This window comes from Nonomuraea sp. CA-143628 (genome assembly GCF_050942315.1).
Taxonomy (GTDB): domain Bacteria; phylum Actinomycetota; class Actinomycetes; order Streptosporangiales; family Streptosporangiaceae; genus Nonomuraea.
This window is the reverse complement of sequence record NZ_CP192072.1, coordinates 37,476-55,858: the sequence shown is the minus strand read 5'-3', so window position 1 is coordinate 55,858 and position 18,383 is coordinate 37,476. Positions and strand designations below refer to the sequence as shown.

Below are 18,383 nucleotides of genomic sequence, written 5' to 3'. Positions count from 1 at the left end.
TGATGACGGCACTGTGACCGCCGGTCTGCCCTTCCGCCTCGCCCGCACCTCGGCCTTCGCCGCGGTGTGCCTCGGGCTGGGTGTCGCGGCGCACGCGTTCGGCGGCGGCACGGTCGGAGCACCGGCCATGGGCATCGCGCTGGGGCTGTCGTTCGCGGCGGCCTTCCTGCTGTCGGGGCGCGAGCGGACCGTGGGCGCGATCCTGTCGCTGCTCGGCGGCCTCCAGGTGGTCATGCACCTGCTGTTCTCGCTGGCCCACGCCGCCTCACCGATCGCGGCGATCGGTCACGCGCACTCGGGCCTGGTGCCGGGTCTCGGCATGCTGGTCGCGCACGGCTGGGCGATCGGGCTGACCGCCCTGTGGCTGGCGCGCGGCGAGGCCCTGCTCTGGGGGCTGCTGCGCCGTCTGGCCGTACGACTGCTGGTCGTGCTGCTGCCCGTCATCCGGGCGCCGTTCCCGGCTCCGTGTACGGCGGAGCCACCGGTCTTCCGCTCCGCCGTGCTGCGGCACGTGGTCTCCGGGCGGGGTCCGCCAATGGTCGTCGAAACCAGCTGACCCCCATTTCGGTGGACCCTCATTTCGATGACCACGCCCGGCAGGGCGCGCTTCGGCGTGCCGTACCGGGTGGAGAAAGGCATTCCCTCATGTTCTCTCGCCATGCCCTGCTGCTCGCCGCCACCACGGCCTTCGCGCTCACGGGCTGCGGCTCCGCGCAGGTCGCCGCCGCACCGGCCAAGCAGTCCCCCGCCGTCACCGAGCAGTCCCCTGCCGCGGCCATCACCATCACCGACCCCTGGGTGAAGACCGCGAAGAAGGGGATGAGCGCCGCCTTCGGCACGCTGGTCAACAACACCGACGCCGAGGTGACGATCGTCTCCGGCGCCTCGCCGCTGTCCCCGAAGATCGAGCTGCACGAGGTCGTGGAGTCCGGCGGAAAGATGATCATGCGGCCCAAGGAGGGCGGCTTCGTCATCCCCGCGCACGGCACGCACGAGCTGCGGCCCGGCGGCGACCACATCATGCTGATGGACGTCGCGCAGGAGGTGCTGCCGGGCGCCCGGATCCCGTTCACGCTCACCGTCAAGGGCGGCAAACCGCTGGAGTTCACCGCGATCGGCAAGGACTTCGCCGGTGGCAAGGAGGACTACCAGCCCGGCATGGGCCACAAGTGATCAGCCGCCGGGGTCTCATCGCCGGCGGCGCTCTGACGGCCGTCGGCGCCCTGACCGCAGCCCCCGCACAAGCCACTGTCGAGCCCTTTCATGGGCCCCACCAGGCCGGGATCGCGACGCCTCCGCAGGCGTACGCCGTCTTCGTCGGGCTCGACCTGTCGCCGGACAGCGACAAGGAGGCCGTCGTACGGCTCCTCCAACTGCTGACCGACGACGCGCGCCGCCTCACCCAGGGGCGGCCCGCGCTGGCCGACACCGAGCCCGAGCTGGCCGCGACGGCCGCCCGGCTGACGATCACGTTCGGCTTCGGTCCGGGGCTGTTCGCGGCGGTCAAGGCGGAGTCACCGGTGGCTCCGCTGCCGGCGTTCACGATCGACAAGCTGGACAAGCGGTGGAGCGGCGGCGACCTGCTGGTGCAGATCTGCGCGGACGACGGGGTCACCGTCGCCCACGCGCTGCGGATGATCGTCAAGGACGCCCGCGCGTTCGCCAAGGTCCGCTGGATCCAGCGCGGCTTCCAGAGCGCGACGCGGCGCAACCTGATGGGCCAGGTCGACGGTACGATCCAGCCTGCCGACCTGGACCGGGCCGTGTGGATCTCCCAAGGACCCGCGTGGCTGCGCGGCGGCACCACCCTGGTGCTGCGGCGCATCCGCATGAGCCTGGAGTCATGGGACGCGGCCGACCGGGTGGCCAGGGAGTTCACGATCGGCCGCCGCCTCGACACGGGCGCCCCGCTGACCGGCCGGGCGGAACGCGACGAGGCGGACTACAGCCAGGTGAACAAGCTCGGCTTCCCGATCATCTCCGAGTACGCCCACATCAGGCGGGCCCACGTCACGGACCCGGGGCTGCGCATCCTGCGCCGTCCCTACAACTACGACGAAGGGCTCACACCGGACGGAAAATCGGACTCCGGGCTGCTGTTCGCCTCCTACCAGGCGGACATCGACCGGCAGTTCGTTCCCATCCAGCGCAACCTGGCCAAGGGCGACCTGCTGAACGAGTGGATCACACCCGTCGGCTCGGCCGTCTTCGCCATCCCACCGGGCTGCGCACCCGAGGGCTGGATCGGAGACAGTCTGCTCAGCTGAGCTGAACCCCCGGCCTGCTCAGCCGAACTCCCGGCTGGGCAGGCACCTCATGCCCACCGGCTACCTATGGCGGCTCGCGATCAACCTAGAGTGGAGCCGTGCTTCCCGACCTGATCAAGCAGCTCACCGAGTCGGACCTGCCGCGCCACCACTGGCGCGGCGACGACGAGCGCGGCGGCCTATGGCTGTTCGAGACCGTAGAGGGCGAAGGCGAGCACTGGGCGGTCAGACAGATCGAGATCGGACCCGACCGCGCCGCGCACCGCTACTGGTGGCGGCATCTGCAGGACGAGCACGGCTTCCTCACCGAGCAGGCCGTGGAGATCTGGGAGCTGACCGAGATCACCGGAGCCGCCTTCGAGGCTGTGTGGGAGGCAGCCGAGTGACAGCCGGTTAACACCCGCGCCGGAAGGTAGCCGGGTGACACCCGTGTGTCGATAGACCGGCGGTCCGCCCACGCTCACAATCGGGCTATGGCTGAAGGTTATGTGGGTGCCAGGACGCCCCGCCGCGAGGATGCCCGGCTGCTGACCGGGCGCGCCCGGTACGTCGCGAACGTACGGCTGCCCGGCATGGCGTACGCGGTCGTCGTCCGCAGCCCCATCGCCCATGGACGGCTGGTGAGCTGGGACGCCAAGGAGGCGTGGACGATCGACGGGATGCTCGACGTCATCACGCCGGGCGACGCCGCCGCGGTCCGCCTGCCCTGCGTCACCCTGAGCCCCGGCCAGCCCGTCACCTCCTACCTGGCGCTCGACGAGGCGATCCGCTACGTGGGCCAGCCGCTCGCCGTGGTGGTCGCCCGGACGCCGGAGGCCGCCAGGGACGCGGCCGACCTGCTCGACCTCGGCTACGAGGCGCTGCCCCCAGTGATCGGGATCGAGCGGGCGCTGGCCGATGACGCCCCGCTGCTGTACCCGGACTGGGGCGGCAACGTGCTGACCGACTTCACGCTCGGCGACCAGGACTGCGACGCGGTCATCGCGGGGGCCGCGCACGTGGTGGAGATGACGTTCACGTTCGGCCGGGCCACGCCGTACCCGCTGGAGCCGCGCGGCATCGTCGCCGACTTCGCCGACGGCGAGCTGACCGTGCGGACCTCGACGCAGGCCCCGCACCACGTACGCGAGCAGGCCGCGGACGCGCTCGGGCTCACGCACGACCGGGTACGCGTCGTGACCGGCGACGCGGGCGGCGGTTTCGGGGGGAAGGAGCACCTGTATCCGGACGAGGTGCTCATCTGCCTGGCCGCCATGCGCCTGGGCCGCCCGGTGAGCTGGACGGAGTCGCCCACGGACCGCCTCGCCGCGACCCTGCCCTCGCGGGCCGCCGTGCACCGGGCCCGCCTGGCGCTCGACGCGGACGGGCGCTTCGTCGCGCTGCACGCCGACGTCGTCGGCGATCTCGGCGGCCACCCGTCGAACGTCGGCATCTCGCCGTTCGCGGTGACCGCCACGCTGCTGCCGGGCCCTTACCGCTTCGATCGGGCGGGGGTACGGCTGCGCGCCGTCGTCACGACGACCACCCCGACCGGCTCCTATCGCGGCTTCGGACAGCCGGAGGCCACCTGGACCAGGGAGCGGCTGATCGACGAGGCGGCCAGACGGCTCGGCGCCGACCCGGTGGAGCTGCGGCTGCGCAACATGCTCGGCCCCGACGAGCTCCCCTGTACGTCCCGGACCGGGCAGGCGTACGACTCCGGCGACTACCCCCGCGCCCTGCGTACCCTGCGCGACCTGGTCACTCCCCCGGCCCGTGACGACGGACGCAGGCGCGGCGTCGGCTACTCCTGCCATGTGGAGGGCACCGGGCTCGGCTCGTCGATGGGCATGAAGGCCATGGGCATGCTGGCCGGGGGCTTCGAGACCGCGATCCTGCGCATGGAGCAGGACGCCTCGGTCGTCGTCTCGTCGGGGGTGTCGGGGGTCGGGCAGGGCATCGAGACGGCGTTGTCCCAGATCGCGGCGGACCGGGTGGGGGTGCCGCTCGACCGGGTACGCGTGGTGCTGGGCGACACCTCGGCCACGCCGTACTCCTCGATCGGGTCGATCGCCAGCCGCTCGCTCGCGGTGGGCGGCGGCGCGCTGGCCCTGGCCGGGGACCGGCTGCGGGAGAAGATCGTGGCCATCTCCGCCCATCTGCTGGAGGCGGCGCCGGCCGACCTGGAGATCGTCGACTCCGTCGTACGCGTCAAGGGGGATCCGCAGGCGTCGCTGACGCTGCGGGAGATCGCCACGTCGGCGTGGCGGGGCTGGGACCTGCCCGAGGGGGCCACACCCGGACTGGAGGAGCGGGTCTCCTACGATCCGGCCGACATGACGTACGCCTACGGAGCCCATGCGGCGGCGGTCGCGGTCGATCCGGAGACGGGAGCGGTCGAGGTCGAGGGCTACTGGGCCGTCAACGACTCCGGTGTGCTGGTCAACCCGGCGATCGTGGAGGGCCAGGTCCTCGGCGGGATCGCGCAGGGGATCGGCATGGCGCTGACGGAGGAGATCGTCTACACCGAGGAGGGGCAGCCGGTCGCCGAGTACCTGCTGCCGACCACCCGGGAGATCCCCGACATCCGGCTCGCGACGCTGGAGGTGCCCTCGCCGCGAACGCCCGGCGGCATGAAGGGCGCCGGGGAGTCGGGGACGATCGGCCCGCCGGCGGCCATCGGCAACGCGGTCGCCGCCGCGCTGCCGGAGATCGCCACTCGCATCACTCAGACGCCATTGACCCCGGCGGTCTTGTGGGCTCTACTCGCTGAATGACCTACGCCCGATATGTCGCCCTCGGTGACAGCCAGACGGAGGGCCTCGGCGACGGCGACGACATCCGGGGCCACCGCGGCTGGGCCGACCGGCTCGCCGAGCAGCTGGCCGTCGCGAACCCCGACGTCCAGTACGCCAATCTGGGCGTCCGCGGGCGCCTGGCCGGGCAGATCCGCGACGAGCAGCTCGGCCCGGCGCTGCGGCTGCGGCCCGACCTGGCCACGGTGATGGCCGGGATGAACGACCTCGTCCGGCCCGGTTTCGACGCCGTCGCGGTCGCCTCGGCGTTGGAAGACATGTTCGCGCAGCTCACCGCGTCCGGCGCGTGCGTGGTGACCGTGACCTTCCCCGACATCGGCAAGATCGCCCCGCTGGCCCGGCGGCTGGTCCCCCGCGTGCTCGACATCAATGACCGGATCAAGGCCGCCGCGGCCCGCCACGGCGTCATCGTCGTCGACACCTTCCCGCACTCCTTCACCACCGACGCCAGGATGTGGAGCAGCGACCGGCTGCACGCCAGCCCGCTGGGCCACGCCAGGATCGCCGCCGCCATCGCCCACGCCATCGGGCTGCCCGGCAGCGACGACACCTGGTCGGTCCCGCTCACGCCGCTTCCCCCGGCGGCGCGCTGGCGGGTGGCCGGGGCCGAGGTCCGCTGGGTCGCGAGCTTCGCCGGGCCCTGGATCTACCGGCGTCTGCGCGGCCGGTCCTCGGGAGACGGCCGCGTCGCCAAGCGCCCCGAGCTCGGCCCGGTGTCGTCACCACCCCGGTGAGTCGCCGAACTCGGCCCGGTGACCGGCCGCGATCACCCCGCGGACCACCGCGCCGGTCAAACGGCCGTGATCATCCCGCAGGCCGGCGCCCACCAGGGAATCGGTAGGGCGCCGGCCCCGGCTCACACGCTGACGAGCACTGCCGCCACGGCGTCGGCGGTCTCGGGATGACGGGCCAGCAGCGCGCCCGCCTCTCCGCTGGACGAGCCGCCGGACGGGCCGGCGTCGACCTGCTGCCAGCCGCCCTCGCAGCCGAGCAGCGCGGCCACGGCGTCGGTCGTGCCCGGATGTCCGGCCAGCAGGTCGGTCACCGGGCCCGCCGGCGCGGGCGCCGCCGCACTCGTCGCCTTCTTCGCGGGCTTCGCCGACCACGGCGGTGTCCACTGGTCGAGCGCGGTCAGGTTGCCGGGGAACGTACGGCCCGCCTCGCGCACCAGGATGGGCACCAGCTCACCGGCCTGCTCGCGCAGGGTGGTGATCAGGCCGGGCAGCCACGGCAGCAGCACGGAGTCGGGCAACCGGCCGAAGGCCTTCGACATCAGCTCGACCACGAACGACGCCAGCGCGGGAGCCGGCTCCATCGCCTGCGCGAACCCGCTCATGTACTCCGGGAAGGCCGGGATGACGAGCGGGTTGGCGAGCAGCTCGTCACAGCGCGCCCGCAGCTCGGCCAGCGGCAACGTGCCGAGCAGATACTGGGCCGACCACAGGAGGGCCACCTTGGCGGGCGCCTCCGGGTGCGACTGCCGCACCGCGATCTCCAGCTGGGCCCGCTCACACCCCAGCGCCAGCGCCAGGCTCTCCATCGTGAACAGGAACCCGAGCATGGCCGACACCTGCCGGACACCGGTGTACTCGTCCACGAAGGCGGTCGGCAGCAGCGTGCAGTAATGCGCGAACCCCGCCGTGACGAACGCCTCGCACCAGGCCGGCAGCTCCGGCTCGGTCGCGCGGTAGTGGGCCAGCAGCCGCCTGATCCGGCGCAGCACCTCCGGCGCGTCGTCCACGGACCGCTCGGCGGCCAGCAGCTCCACGGCCCGCGCCCCGAGCTCGTCGGTGAACCGCCGGCTGCGCAGGTAGAGGATCGAGTCCTCGACGGCCTCGAGCGCCACGGCCGCGGTCGCCTTGGGATCCCACACCTTGCGCCGCAGCCGCTGCTCCAGCACCTGCTCGACGGTGATGCCCTCGTAGCCCAGCTCGATGATCGAGCGCTGGTGCTTGCCGATCGTCAGGTCCCAGCTCTCCTGGATCGCCCGCTCGCCCAGTCGCCGCGCGCCCATGATGGGCCGTACGGCGTCGTCGGGCAGCAGGTGGCGCAGGATCCACAGCAGGTCGGAGCAGGGCACCAGGTGCGGGTCCGCCTTGAGGTCCATGAGCGCCCGCTGTACCGTGCGCTTGCTCAGGTCCAGCCCCAGCGGTTGCAGCCGGTCGAACACGTCCTGGGCCAGCGGCGGCATGGCGTGGTAGCCCACCTGGCCGATCCGGTCGCCGCCGAGCAGGATCTCGCACAGGCGGCGCACGTCCCGGCGTCCCGGCACCGTGTCCTTCTCGATGCAGGTGACCGCGGCGTCCTGGAAGTCGTACGGCGTCGGACGTCCCCGGCCACGCAGCCCGGCGAGCAGGATCGACGTCTCGAACACGGCGATGGCGTCGGCGGTGCTGGACTGGTAGCCGTTGCGCCGGGCCAGCCGGACGATGTCGACGGACCAGCCGAGCAGCTCGGCCTCGTCCAGCCCGTCCAGGACCGGCGGCTTGCCCAGGAAACCGGACAACCGGTCGGTGACCGGCTCCGGCGGGGCGGGCGCCACCGGCTTCCGCGGCTTCTTGCCCGGCTTCTTCTGGCCAGCCAGCTGATACGGCTTGACGCCGTCGCGCTGCAGCGCCTTCTCCCAGGTGGCCGCGGCGATCGAGACCGAGCCGGAGGCCAGGCCGAACTGGGCCTCGATGGCGGAGTGGCTCGACGGGATGAGCCCGTACAACCATTGGGTGGCCGTGCGGGGGGTGATCTCGAACGGCGCGTCCGATGCCAGCCCGAACTGCTCCACCCGGCTGGCCGCGTGGAAGGCTCCGCAGACGTACAGGCACTCGGCCGGATCGGCGCCCGTCGCGGCGAGGTGCTCGCGCATCCGCGTCCACATGTAGCGCTCGCGGTCCTCGTCGCGGTCCGTCCGCCGGTCGCCCTCGGGGCGCAGGCGCCGGAACAGGCTGCCGATCAGGACCATGACCTGCCGGTACGACTCGTAGTCCGCACCGGTCAGCGGCTGCTCGACGTACTGGTCCCACCACTCCGACCAGTGCCGGACCTTGCCGTGGTGCAGCAGGTGCTCTTCCAGCTCGGCGAAGCCCGGCCGCAGGTCGCCGATCTCGACGCCCACGGCGTCGCCGTGCAGGCCCGCGTCGTCCTCCCCGCCCTGCTTGGGCTCGGCCGGGTCGCGGGGCAGCCACTGGAAGACGTGGTCCGTCGAGCGATCCACCAGCACCAGCTCGACGTCCGGCGTGTTGAGCGCGTACGAGATGGCCTGGTACTCGGCCGACACCTCCGTGATGGGCGCCACCACGCTGAGCGGCTCCCAGCTGGCCGGGAAGCCGTCGACGTCGGAGGCGAACGCCTGCAACGCCACCGGCAGGCGGCAGTTGCGCAGCTCGTCGAGCAGCGGCCGCAGGTCCTCGCACAGCTCCAGGTAGATGACCTTGGGCTGCTTCTCACGCAGGCGCCGCACCATGGCCAGCGCCGAGGCCGGCGAGTGGTGACACACCGGGAAGATCTCAAGCTGCTCGCTCAGTGCCCGGTCGACGTCGTCGACCAGGCCCGACAGGATCCCGGCCAGGGTGTCCGGCTCGCCGGCGAACGCGGCGGCGGCGTCCAGCAGCTGCTCGCGGAGTGCGCCGAACGGGCTCATGAGAGCGTCTTGATGGCCTGACGGCCACCTTCGAGGAAGTCCGTCCACGGCCCGCCGTCCTTCTTGCTGCGGGGTTCGACGATGCCGTGCCAGTACTTGTTCAGGATGGCCAGGTCCTCCGGCTGGCGGCGGGCCAGCGAGCCCACCAGCGAGCCGCCGAGCGTCTCCGCCCGCAACTGGCGGTCGCCGAAGAACTGGCTGTGCAGGATGGCGTCCTCCAGCACACCGATCTGCTCGGCCGTGGACAGGGCCGACTCGAGCTTGTCGTCGTCGCTCTTGGCCGAGGCCGCCGCGTTGCGCAGGTCGGCGAAGCTCTGCAGCAGGATGTCGAGCAGCGTGGGCGGCACGTCCAGCTCGATGCGGTGCCGGCGCAGCAGCTCCGTGGTACGGAACCGGACGATCTCCGCCTCGCTGGTCTTGCTCGTCACCACGGGGATGCGGACGAAGTTGAAGCGCCGCTTCAGCGCCGACGACAGGTCGTTGACGCCCCGGTCCCGGCTGTTGGCCGTGGCGATGATCGAGAATCCCGGCTGGGCGAAGACGATGTTGTCGTCGTCGAGCTCAGGGATGGAGACGTACTTCTCGGACAGGATGGAGATCAGGGCGTCCTGGACGTCGCTGGTCGACCTGGTCAGCTCCTCGAAGCGGCCGATCACGCCCCGCTCCATCGCCGTCATGATGGGCGAGGGGATCATCGACTGGCGGGACTGTCCCTTGGCGATCACCATGGAGACGTTCCAGGAGTACTTGATGTGATCTTCCGTGGTGCCGGCCGTGCCCTGGACGACCAGGGTGGAGTTGCGGCTGATCGCCGCCGAGAGCAGCTCGGCGAGCCAGCTCTTGCCGGTGCCCGGGTCGCCGATGAGCAGCAGGCCGCGGTCGGAGGCCAGCGTCACGATGCTGCGCTCGACGAAGCTGCGGTCACCGAACCACTTCTGGGGGATCTCGCGGTCGAGCCCGTCCGAGCGCTCGGAGCCGAGCACGAACAGGCGGACCATCCGGGGGCTGAGCCGCCACGAGAACGGCTTGGGGCCGTCGTCGATCGACTCCAGCCAGTCGAGCTCTTCGGCGTACTTGACCTCGGCGGGGGCACGCAGTGTCTCAGTCATTCGCGGGTCTCCTAGGTGAGGAAGTTCTTGAGCTCGAGCACGAGTTTGCGGATGTGGCCGGAGATCACGGGGGTGCCCAGGTCCTTCAGCTTTTCGCGGAACCACTGGTCCACGCTGGCGTACCCCGAGCTGTTCACGGAGCCGACCGGGATGAACTTGACCCCCGAGCGATGCAGGGACGTGAAGTCGTCGATCAGCGACCGGTTGTCGTAGAAGTCGGAGATCCAGACCATCACGGTGTTGCGCGGGTCGACGATCTTCGGCCGGGCCAGGGCCATCGCGACCGTACCGTCCGTGCCGCCGCCGAGCGTCGTGCGCAGCAGCACCTCGAACGGGTCCTTCACCCACGGCGTCAGGTCGAGCGCGCGGGTGTCGTAGGCGACCAGGTGCACGTCCACCTTGGGCAGCCCGGCGAAGATCGACGCCAGGATGGTGCAGTTGACCATCGAGTCGACCATCGACCCCGACTGGTCCACCACCACGATCAGCCGGGCCGGAGTCGTCCGCCTGGCCGTGTGCCGGTAGAACAGCCGGTCCACGTACAGCCGCTCGTCCTCTGGGCTCCAGTTGGTGAGGTTCTTCCAGATCGTCCGCTCGATGTCGAGGTTGCGGAACACCCGCTTCGGTGGCACCGACTTGTCGATCTTGCCGACGCTGGTCTTCTCGACCTGCGTACGGAGCACCTGGGCGACCTCGTCGACGAACCTGCGGATCAGCGCCTTGGCGTTGGCCAGGGCTTCTCCGGAGAGGTTGTCCTTGTCGCGCAGCAGCTGCTCGATGAGCGACATGCTGGGATTGAGCTGGGCGGCCAGGGAGGAGTTGGACAGCACCTCGCGCAGGCGCATCCGGCGGACCAGGTCGCCTTCCAGGTTGGCCAGGGCCTTGTTCAGCTCGGCGTCGTCGATTCCACGACCGCCGCCGCCGGTGCCGAGCCCCCGGCCTTGGCTGGATCCTTCGCTCTCCTTTGCTCCTTCGTCTTGACTGCCGCCGCTTCCCCCGAGTGCTTGCTTGAACCACCCGGCGTCCTTCTGCCAGGCGGCGAGCTGGGAGGACGAGACGTCGCCCGTCCCGGTGGCGAAGACGTTGAGCAGGAGCTTGGAGATCAGCGCGGCCCTGCGCACCTGCTCACCGGAGTCCTCGGCGTCCTCGTTGTCGTCGAGCAGGCCGTCGAACTCGGCGGCCAGGTCGGGGAAGCGCTGCACGAGGTTGTCCACCGAGACCGACGGGTCGAGCAGGGCGGCCGGCAGGCCGAGGTCGTCCACGACGGCCACGCTGGCCGACTCCAGGGTCGCCTGCTCCTCGGTGTTGAACACCCGGGCCAGCAGGCGCCAGTAGAGCACCTGCCGCCTGTTCTCGTTGTTGGCGGTCATTTGCGCAGCAGCCGTCCCGCCCGCTCGCGCAGCACGGCCACCGCGTCGCCGTTCTTGGTCGCGGACTTGGCGATCTTGGGGTCCGTCGGGCCCTGCGCCCAGTCGCCGTTGTGCGCGGTGACCGGCTCCTTCTTGACCGTCCCCTGAACGGCGAGCGGCTGGAGCAGCCACCGGCCGGCGTCCCAGCGGAGCAGGCCGATGCACGACTCTGAGCCGCGCACGATCGCGGGCGTGAGCGGGCCGCACGACGGCAGCCGGTCGGTGTCCACGGTGATCGTCGTGCCGCCGAGGTCGAACACCGTCTCATTGCCCTTGGGCACGGAGTAGCCCTCGACCAGCACCGGCTCGGCGATTCGCACCGGGTGGCGTTCCAGCGGCGGCGTGGCGGGGGCGAGCGCGCTGCCCAGCTGGACCCGTGCCGTGGTGAACGGATCCGCGGGCTTCCCCACCGTGGCCCGGTCGTCGTGCCACACCAGGTCACCGCCGCCGAGCAGCGGCATGTCCTTGATGTCCAGGCTGCGGTGCTGCGCGAGCGCGTTGAGCAGTACCGGGGCCCCGGTCAGCAGCCGCCACACGGCCGCGCCGACGATCGTGTCCACCTTCGTGGCGGCGACGCTCGTACGCACCAGGCGGCACTGACCGCCGTCGGCGGGCTCCAGGATCGCGTGGACCTGCGCCTGCACGGCGGTGGCGTGCTCGTGCACGTCCACGCCGAGCACCAGCAGCCGCCCGGACACCGGCTCGCCGGCGCCCACGGGCAGGCCGCCCGCCTGCGTGAGCACCAGCGCCCGCGCCCACAGGTCGGCCCAGCGCCGGGCGGGTACGACCTCCATCGTCGCTACCGGGCAGGACGCGCGCAGCTCGGCCGCCAGGCCGTCGACCAGCACGGCCAGCCGGCGCAGTCGCGGCTCGGCCAGCAGCGCCTCCATCGTCTGGCTCACGGCCGAGACGAGGTCGTGGTCGACTCCTCGCCAGCCGGTGATGGCCAGCTCGTTGAGCCAGGACCGGCACCCGCTGAGCAGGTTGTCGGTCGTACCGGCCGCCGGCGGCTGCGCCCAGGAATCCCGCTCCCGGCCCAGTGCCGCGTCGAGGCGGGCCAGCAGGGCGTCGTGCACCGCGCCCAGCAGCGCGGTACGCCCGCCGGCCAGCGACGTGACGTTCTCCTCAGAGACCGAGCCCGCGGCGACCTTGGCCGCCGCCTCCCCCACCCGATCACCCAGCGGCGTGGCCGCCACCGCGCCGGCCAGGTCGGTCAGCGCCGAAGCGCGCTCCTCGCCGAGCCGGGCCAAGCCGTTCGTCAGGGCCTCGTCGAAGCCCGTCACCAGGTCGAGCGCCTCGCCGACACCCGGAAGGGGCTGGTCGGTCAACTCCGCCAGCTGCACGCTCAGCATCAGCCCACCGCCCCGTTGGACGGGAACCAGTGCAGCTCGGCGATGGGCTCGGTGGTCATGGGCAACTCCAGGTAGGCCAGGTGGCGCAGGAACCGGCTGAACACCTCGGCCCCCTGCGTACGCTCGACACCGCCGTTCAGGTGGTAGGACAGCCTCTCGCCCTCGGCGAGCTCCACCCGCAGGTAGCCGGCGACCCGATCCTGGCCGTACTGCAGCACCGCCTCATCGACCAGTGATCGCAGGTGCTTGCACATGTCGCCGTACAAGCCGCCGCACGGCCGGTTGTTGTTGGTGCTGCAGTTGTAGGTATGAGTCCCGGCGGTGACCGACGAGACGTACACCCGGCTGATGTCCGAGCCGCTCGACACGACTCCCTGCAACCGCCCGTCGGCCATCTCGACGAAGGGCACCTTCGCCAGTTTGCGCGGTCTGACGGGCGAGACCACCCGTGCCACGCTGTGTTGCTCCCACGCGGTTCTGTCCGCGGTCACGCCTTTCGACCTCCAGCCCAGCGGCTCGCGGACGCCTGCCGTTGCGGCGGCACCCGTGCGAACGGCCGATCAGTGATCGCGTAATTTACCCCATTCGCGGGGAAGCGCGGGGGCGTTTCGATCACCTCCGAAAGGACGCCCGACCTTGGCTTCGACTATCGAAGTAAGAGGCATTGCCGCTGCTCAAGCTGTGATCCGGCGGTTGGACGGTGCTCGGCGCCGGACGGTGATCCGGCGCCGAGTCCACGAACGCCTCGGTCAGGCGCCTACGTAGGCCGCGAGGTGCTCGCCGGTGAGGGTGGAGCGGGCGGCGACGAGGTCGCTCGGTATGCCCTCGAAGACGATCTGGCCGCCGTCATGGCCGGCGCCCGGCCCGAGGTCGATGATCCAGTCGGCGTGCGCCATGACCGCCTGGTGGTGCTCGACGACGATGACCGACTTGCCCGAGTCGACGAGCCGGTCGAGCAGGCCGAGCAGCTGCTCGACATCGGCGAGGTGCAGGCCGGTGGTCGGCTCGTCCAGGACGTAGACGCCACCCTTGTCGCCCATGTTGGTGGCCAGCTTGAGCCGCTGCCGCTCGCCGCCGGACAGCGTGGTGAGCGGCTGGCCGAGGCTGACGTAGCCGAGTCCGACGTCGGCGAGCCGGTCGAGGATGGCGTGCGCGGCCGGCGTACGCGCCTCACCGGCGCCGAAGAACTTCTCGGCCTCGGTCACCGACATCGCGAGCACCTCGCTGATGTCGCGGCCGGCGAGGTGGTACTCCAGCACCGAGGCCTCGAACCGCTTCCCCTCGCACTCCTCGCAGGTGGTGGCCACCCCGGCCATCATCGCCAGGTCGGTGTAGATGACGCCGGCGCCCTTGCAGGTGGGGCAGGCGCCCTCGGAGTTGGCGCTGAACAGCGCCGGCTTCACCCCGTTGGCCTTCGCGAACGCCTTGCGGACCGGCTCGAGCAGTCCGGTGTAGGTCGCCGGGTTGCTCCGTCGCGAGCCGCGGATCGCGCCCTGGTCGATCGAGACCACTCCGTCCCGCCCCGACACCGAGCCGTGGATCAGCGAGCTCTTCCCCGAGCCCGCCACGCCGGTGAGGACGACCAGCATGCCGAGCGGGATGTCGACGTCGACGTCCCGCAGGTTGTTCGCCGTCGCGCCGCGGATCTCCAGCGTCCCGGTGGGCTTGCGCACCGTCTCCTTGAGGGCGGCCCGGTCGTCGAAATGGCGGCCGGTGATGGTGCCGCTGGCCCGCAGCCCCTCGACGGTGCCCTCGAAGCAGACGGTGCCACCCGCCGTACCGGCGCCGGGGCCGAGGTCGACGACGTGGTCGGCGATCGCGATCGCCTCCGGCTTGTGCTCCACGACGAGCACCGTGTTGCCCTTGTCGCGCAGCCGCAACAGCAGGCCGTTCATCCGCTGGATGTCGTGCGGGTGCAGCCCGATCGTCGGCTCGTCGAAGACATAGGTGACGTCGGTGAGCGACGACCCGAGGTGGCGGATCATCTTGACCCGCTGCGCCTCGCCGCCCGACAGCGTGCCCGACGACCGGTCCAGCGAGAGGTAGCCCAGCCCGATCTCCACGAACGAGTCGAAGGTGTGCCGCAGCTTGGCGAGCAGCGGCGCCACCGACGGCTCGTCGAGGTCGCGGACCCACTCGGCCAGGTCGCTGATCTGCATCGCGCAGGCGTCGCCGATGTTGATCCCCTTGATCTTCGAGGACCGGACCGCCTCGCTGAGCCGGGTGCCACCGCAGTCGGGGCAGGCGGTGAAAGTGACCGCCCGGTCCACGAACGCCCGGATGTGCGGCTGCATCGCCTCCCGGTCCTTGGACAGGAACGACTTCTGGATCTTCGGGATCAGCCCCTCGTAGGTGAGATTGACGCCGTTGACGTTCACCTTGGTCGGCTCGCGGTGGAGGAAGTCGTACCGCTCGGTCTCGGTGTAGTCGCGGATCGGCTTGTCCGGGTCGATGAAGCCCGACTGGGCGAAGATCCCCACCGTCCACCAGCTGTCCACCTTGTAGCCGGGGATGGTGATCGCGCCCTCGGCGATCGACTTGGAGTCGTCGAAGAGCTGGGTCAGGTCGATGTCGTTCACCTTGCCCATGCCCTCGCAGCGCGGGCACATGCCGCCGGTGATGCTGAACTCGCGCCGCTCCTTCACCGCCTTCCCGCCGCGCTCCAGCGTGACCGCACCCGCTCCGCTGATCGAGGCGACATTGAAGGAGTACGCCTGGGGCGAGCCGATGTGCGGCTGCCCGAGCCGGCTGAACAGGATGCGCAGCATCGCGTTGGCGTCGGTGACGGTGCCCACGGTGGAGCGGACGTTGGCGCCCATCCGCTCCTGGTCCACGATGATCGCCGTGGTCAGCCCGTCGAGCACGTCGACCTCGGGCCGCGCCAGTGTCGGCATGAACCCCTGGACGAACGCGCTGTAGGTCTCGTTGATCAGCCGCTGCGACTCGGCGGCGATCGTGTCGAACACCAGCGAGCTCTTGCCCGAGCCGGAGACGCCGGTGAACACCGTCAGCCGGCGCTTCGGGAGCTCGACGCTGACGTCCTTGAGGTTGTTCTCGCGAGCGCCGTGCACGCGGATCAGGTCGTGGCTGTCGGCGGTGTGCGGCTCAGGCGACTGCGTGTCCGCACTCGTGGCCATGCTCATCCTGTCTCCATCTGTTGGGCGGGGCCGCCGTCGCGCTCCCTGTCAGGTCGCCCCCTTCGGCAACGGCCCCCTGTCTACCCGATCGGCGGGGCGGGCCGGAACCGGCGGACCGCCCTCCCGACATCGCTCAGGCTAGGCGCGGCTCGGTGACCCGCGCTTCTCGAATCCTGACCGCTTCGGAACCCGGCCCTGGCCTTGATCGTTGTGACGGGCGGCTGACACAACCGATCCCGACGACAGGGAGACAACAGCGTGGTCTTCAAACGGATGCTGGGCGCTTTCGGCGTGGGCGCGCCCTCGGTGGACACCGTCCTTTCCACCCCGCGCATCCAGCCGGGCGGGCTGCTGACCGGGCAGGTACGGCTCAAGGGCGGCGACTTCGACGCCGAGATCGAGCACATCACCCTCGGCCTCGTGGCGCGAGTGGAGATCGAGCACGGCGACGGCGAGCACGGCGGGGTCGGCGAGTTCTCCCGCACCCAGGTCTCGGGCCCGTTCACGCTGCGCGAGGGCGAGGACCGCACCCTCGACTTCCAGATCCCGGTGCCGTGGGAGACGCCGATCAGCGAGATCGACGGCCAGCAGCTGAACGGCATGGCCCTCGGCGTACGCACCGAGCTGGCCATCGCCAAGGCCGTGGACAAGGGCGACCTGGACATGATCGCGGTCGAGCCCCTGCCCTCCCAGCTCCGCATCCTCCAGGCGTTGCTGCGGCTCGGCTTCCACTTCAAGTCCGCCGATCTGGAAGCCGGCCACCTGTACGGAGTGCACCAGGACCTGCCGTTCTACCAGGAGATCGAGTTCTACCCGCCCGCCCAGCACGCCGGGGTCGTGGGCGAGGTCGAGCTGACCTTCGTGGCGAGCCCGGCCGGGCTGGAGGTCATCCTGGAGGCCGACAAGCGGGCCGGCCGCTATTCCGGCGACGCCATCGGCCGCTTCCACGTCAGCCATGACGACGCGCTGCACACCGACTGGTCCAGCGAGCTCGACCGCTGGCTGACCGGCCTGGCCCAGCACGGCGGTTATGGGTCGCACGGCGGTTATGGGTCGCACGGTCACATGGAGCATCACGAGGGCTACGGACATCACGACGACCACCACCACCGCGGCGGCGGTCCCGGTTGGGGAACGGTGGCCGCGGCCGGAGCCGCCGGCCTGGTGGGCGGGTTCGTCGCGGCCGAGGTCGCCGAAGAGATCTTCGAGGGCGACGAGGAGGAGGAAGGCGGCGACTGGTAGCGCGGAGCCGGGTGGCGGGCCGTGACGGCCCGCCCTGGTAGCGCTGGCTGTACCTCTGAACTCCAGCGAGTGGGATCGATCATGAGGTGGTCCGGCCGACAGGCTGGTGGCATCACAAACGAGCCACCAAGCAGGGAGCCCCCCGATGTCGTACCCCTCCACCAAGCGTCGTAGCCGGCTGGCCCTGGCGGCGGTGACCGTCGCCGCGCTGAGCGGCCTCGGTCTGTCCGCCACACCGGCGAGCGCCGACACCGACGCCGTGCAGAAGAGCCTGGACGCCCTGGTCAAGGTCGACAAGTACCCCGCCGCGCTGGCGGCCGTACGAGGCCGTGACGGGCGGACCCGCAACTACACCGCCGGAGTGGGCGACCTGGAGACCAAGGCGAAGGTCCCCGTCGACGGCCAGGTACGCATCGCCAGCAACACCAAGATGTTCACCGCCACGGTTGTGCTGCAACTGGTCGGCGAGGGCAAGATCGAGCTGGACGCGAAGGTCGAGAAGTACCTGCCCAAGGTGGTGCGCGGCAAGGGCGTCGACGGCCGCAAGATCACGGTCCGGCAGTTGCTGCAGCACACCAGCGGCCTGGCCGACTACGACGACGTCCTGATCAAGGACTATCTGGCCATCCAGCACACCCACTACGAGCCGCGTGAGCTGGTGGACGCGGGGCTGACCAGCAAGAACTCCCCCACCCACGGCTGGAGCTACAGCAACACCAACTACATCTTGGCCGGGCTGATCGCGCAGAAGGTCACCGGACGGCCGATCGGCGAGCAGATCACCCAGCGGATCATCGAGCCGCTCGGGCTGCGCAGAACGTACTGGCCGGCCCTCGGCGACCAGTCCATCCGCGGCCCGCACCCCAAGGGCTACTACGCCGCCAAGTCCGGCGACCCGTACACCGACGTCACCACGATGGACCCCTCCATGGCCTGGGCGGCCGGGCAGCTGATCTCCACCCCCACCGACCTCAACCGGTTCATGAGCGCGCTCCTGGGCGGCAAGCTGCTCAAGCCCGAGCAGCTCAAGCAGATGAAGACCACTGTCGACGCCCCCGACTTCGACTCCACCGGCGGCTCCCGTTACGGGCTCGGCCTGGCCACCTTCAAACTCAGCTGCGGCGGCTTCGCCTGGTCCCACGGCGGCTCCGCCCCCGGCTACGCCACCGCCAACGCCATCACCGACGACGGCCGGGCCGCCACCATCGCCGTCACCGCGCTGCCCACCGAACTGTCCGCCTTCAAACACTTCGAAGCCGCCCTCGACACCGCTCTATGTGAATAACCGCAGGCAGCAGCGTCCATGGAGAGCGACGGCCCGCCACAAGCGGACCGTCGCTCTGTTTTTTGCCGCATCGCATTCAGTGATGAATACGCACGTCTCAGTGCCGCGAATAAGCCGCGTTTCCCCAGGTCAGCAGGAAATCATGGTTCGCGT

At 70.8% G+C, this 18,383-nt stretch carries 14 protein-coding genes; 8 read left to right on the top strand and 6 right to left on the bottom strand.

Going from position 1 to position 18,383, the window contains the following annotated elements; translation table 11 throughout:
• Nucleotides 1–13: 13 nt before the first annotated feature.
• The 6 genes from ACQP2T_RS00245 (at nt 14) to ACQP2T_RS00220 (ending at nt 5,796) form a co-directional block, all read left to right on the top strand.
• Complete coding sequence (locus ACQP2T_RS00245; RefSeq protein ID WP_433514179.1) at nt 14–556, top strand: MFS transporter; 543 nt, start codon at nt 14–16, stop codon at nt 554–556.
• An 89-nt stretch (nt 557–645) separates the two neighbouring features.
• Complete coding sequence (locus ACQP2T_RS00240; protein ID WP_433514178.1) at nt 646–1,173, top strand: copper chaperone PCu(A)C; 528 nt, start codon at nt 646–648, stop codon at nt 1,171–1,173.
• Entirely contained in the window at nt 1,170–2,267 is a 1,098-nt protein-coding gene (locus ACQP2T_RS00235; RefSeq protein WP_433514177.1) for a Dyp-type peroxidase, read from the top strand. The genes ACQP2T_RS00240 and ACQP2T_RS00235 overlap by 4 nt, the downstream gene beginning before the upstream one ends.
• Before the next feature lie 98 nt (nt 2,268–2,365).
• Nucleotides 2,366–2,653, top strand: a complete 288-nt coding sequence (locus tag ACQP2T_RS00230; RefSeq protein WP_433514176.1) for a hypothetical protein — start codon at nt 2,366–2,368, stop codon at nt 2,651–2,653.
• Between the two features lie 87 nt (nt 2,654–2,740).
• Nucleotides 2,741–5,023, top strand: coding sequence for a xanthine dehydrogenase family protein molybdopterin-binding subunit (locus ACQP2T_RS00225; protein WP_433514175.1), 2,283 nt, complete (start codon nt 2,741–2,743; stop codon nt 5,021–5,023).
• A complete protein-coding gene (locus ACQP2T_RS00220; protein ID WP_433514174.1) occupies nt 5,020–5,796 on the top strand; it encodes an SGNH/GDSL hydrolase family protein in 777 nt (258 codons plus the stop codon). The genes ACQP2T_RS00225 and ACQP2T_RS00220 overlap by 4 nt, the downstream gene beginning before the upstream one ends.
• A gap of 122 nt (nt 5,797–5,918) precedes the next feature.
• On the opposite strand, the gene ACQP2T_RS00215 is transcribed toward ACQP2T_RS00220, so the two are convergent.
• From ACQP2T_RS00215 to ACQP2T_RS00190, 6 genes are all read right to left on the bottom strand, one after another.
• Nucleotides 5,919–8,696 carry a DUF5682 family protein gene (locus ACQP2T_RS00215; RefSeq protein WP_433514173.1) on the bottom strand — a complete coding sequence of 926 codons (2,778 nt, stop codon included), beginning with the start codon at nt 8,694–8,696 and terminating at the stop codon, nt 5,919–5,921.
• Nucleotides 8,693–9,805: an ATP-binding protein gene (locus tag ACQP2T_RS00210; protein ID WP_433514172.1), complete on the bottom strand. Its 1,113-nt coding sequence runs from the start codon at nt 9,803–9,805 to the stop codon at nt 8,693–8,695. Before ACQP2T_RS00210 ends, ACQP2T_RS00215 begins: the two co-directional genes overlap by 4 nt.
• A gap of 11 nt (nt 9,806–9,816) precedes the next feature.
• Nucleotides 9,817–11,175 carry a VWA domain-containing protein gene (locus ACQP2T_RS00205; RefSeq protein WP_433514171.1) on the bottom strand — a complete coding sequence of 453 codons (1,359 nt, stop codon included), beginning with the start codon at nt 11,173–11,175 and terminating at the stop codon, nt 9,817–9,819.
• Nucleotides 11,172–12,566: a hypothetical protein gene (locus tag ACQP2T_RS00200; protein WP_433514170.1), complete on the bottom strand. Its 1,395-nt coding sequence runs from the start codon at nt 12,564–12,566 to the stop codon at nt 11,172–11,174. Before ACQP2T_RS00200 ends, ACQP2T_RS00205 begins: the two co-directional genes overlap by 4 nt.
• Nucleotides 12,566–13,057 (bottom strand): hypothetical protein, encoded by a 492-nt coding sequence (locus tag ACQP2T_RS00195; protein WP_433514169.1) that lies wholly within the window; start codon nt 13,055–13,057, stop codon nt 12,566–12,568. The genes ACQP2T_RS00200 and ACQP2T_RS00195 overlap by 1 nt, the downstream gene beginning before the upstream one ends.
• Nucleotides 13,058–13,315: 258 nt before the next feature.
• The gene (locus ACQP2T_RS00190; protein WP_433514168.1) at nt 13,316–15,709 is read right to left on the bottom strand and encodes an ATP-binding cassette domain-containing protein; all 2,394 of its coding nucleotides are present in this window, start codon (nt 15,707–15,709) and stop codon (nt 13,316–13,318) included.
• A gap of 252 nt (nt 15,710–15,961) precedes the next feature.
• Between ACQP2T_RS00190 and ACQP2T_RS00185 the strand changes: the two genes are divergently transcribed.
• Both ACQP2T_RS00185 and ACQP2T_RS00180 read left to right on the top strand, forming a co-directional pair.
• Nucleotides 15,962–16,945, top strand: a complete 984-nt coding sequence (locus ACQP2T_RS00185) for a sporulation protein (protein ID WP_433514167.1) — start codon at nt 15,962–15,964, stop codon at nt 16,943–16,945.
• Nucleotides 16,946–17,090: 145 nt separating this feature from the next.
• On the top strand, nt 17,091–18,230 hold the full coding sequence (locus tag ACQP2T_RS00180; protein WP_433514166.1) for a serine hydrolase domain-containing protein: 1,140 nt from the start codon (nt 17,091–17,093) through the stop codon (nt 18,228–18,230).
• The last annotated feature ends 153 nt before the right edge of the window (nt 18,231–18,383 follow it).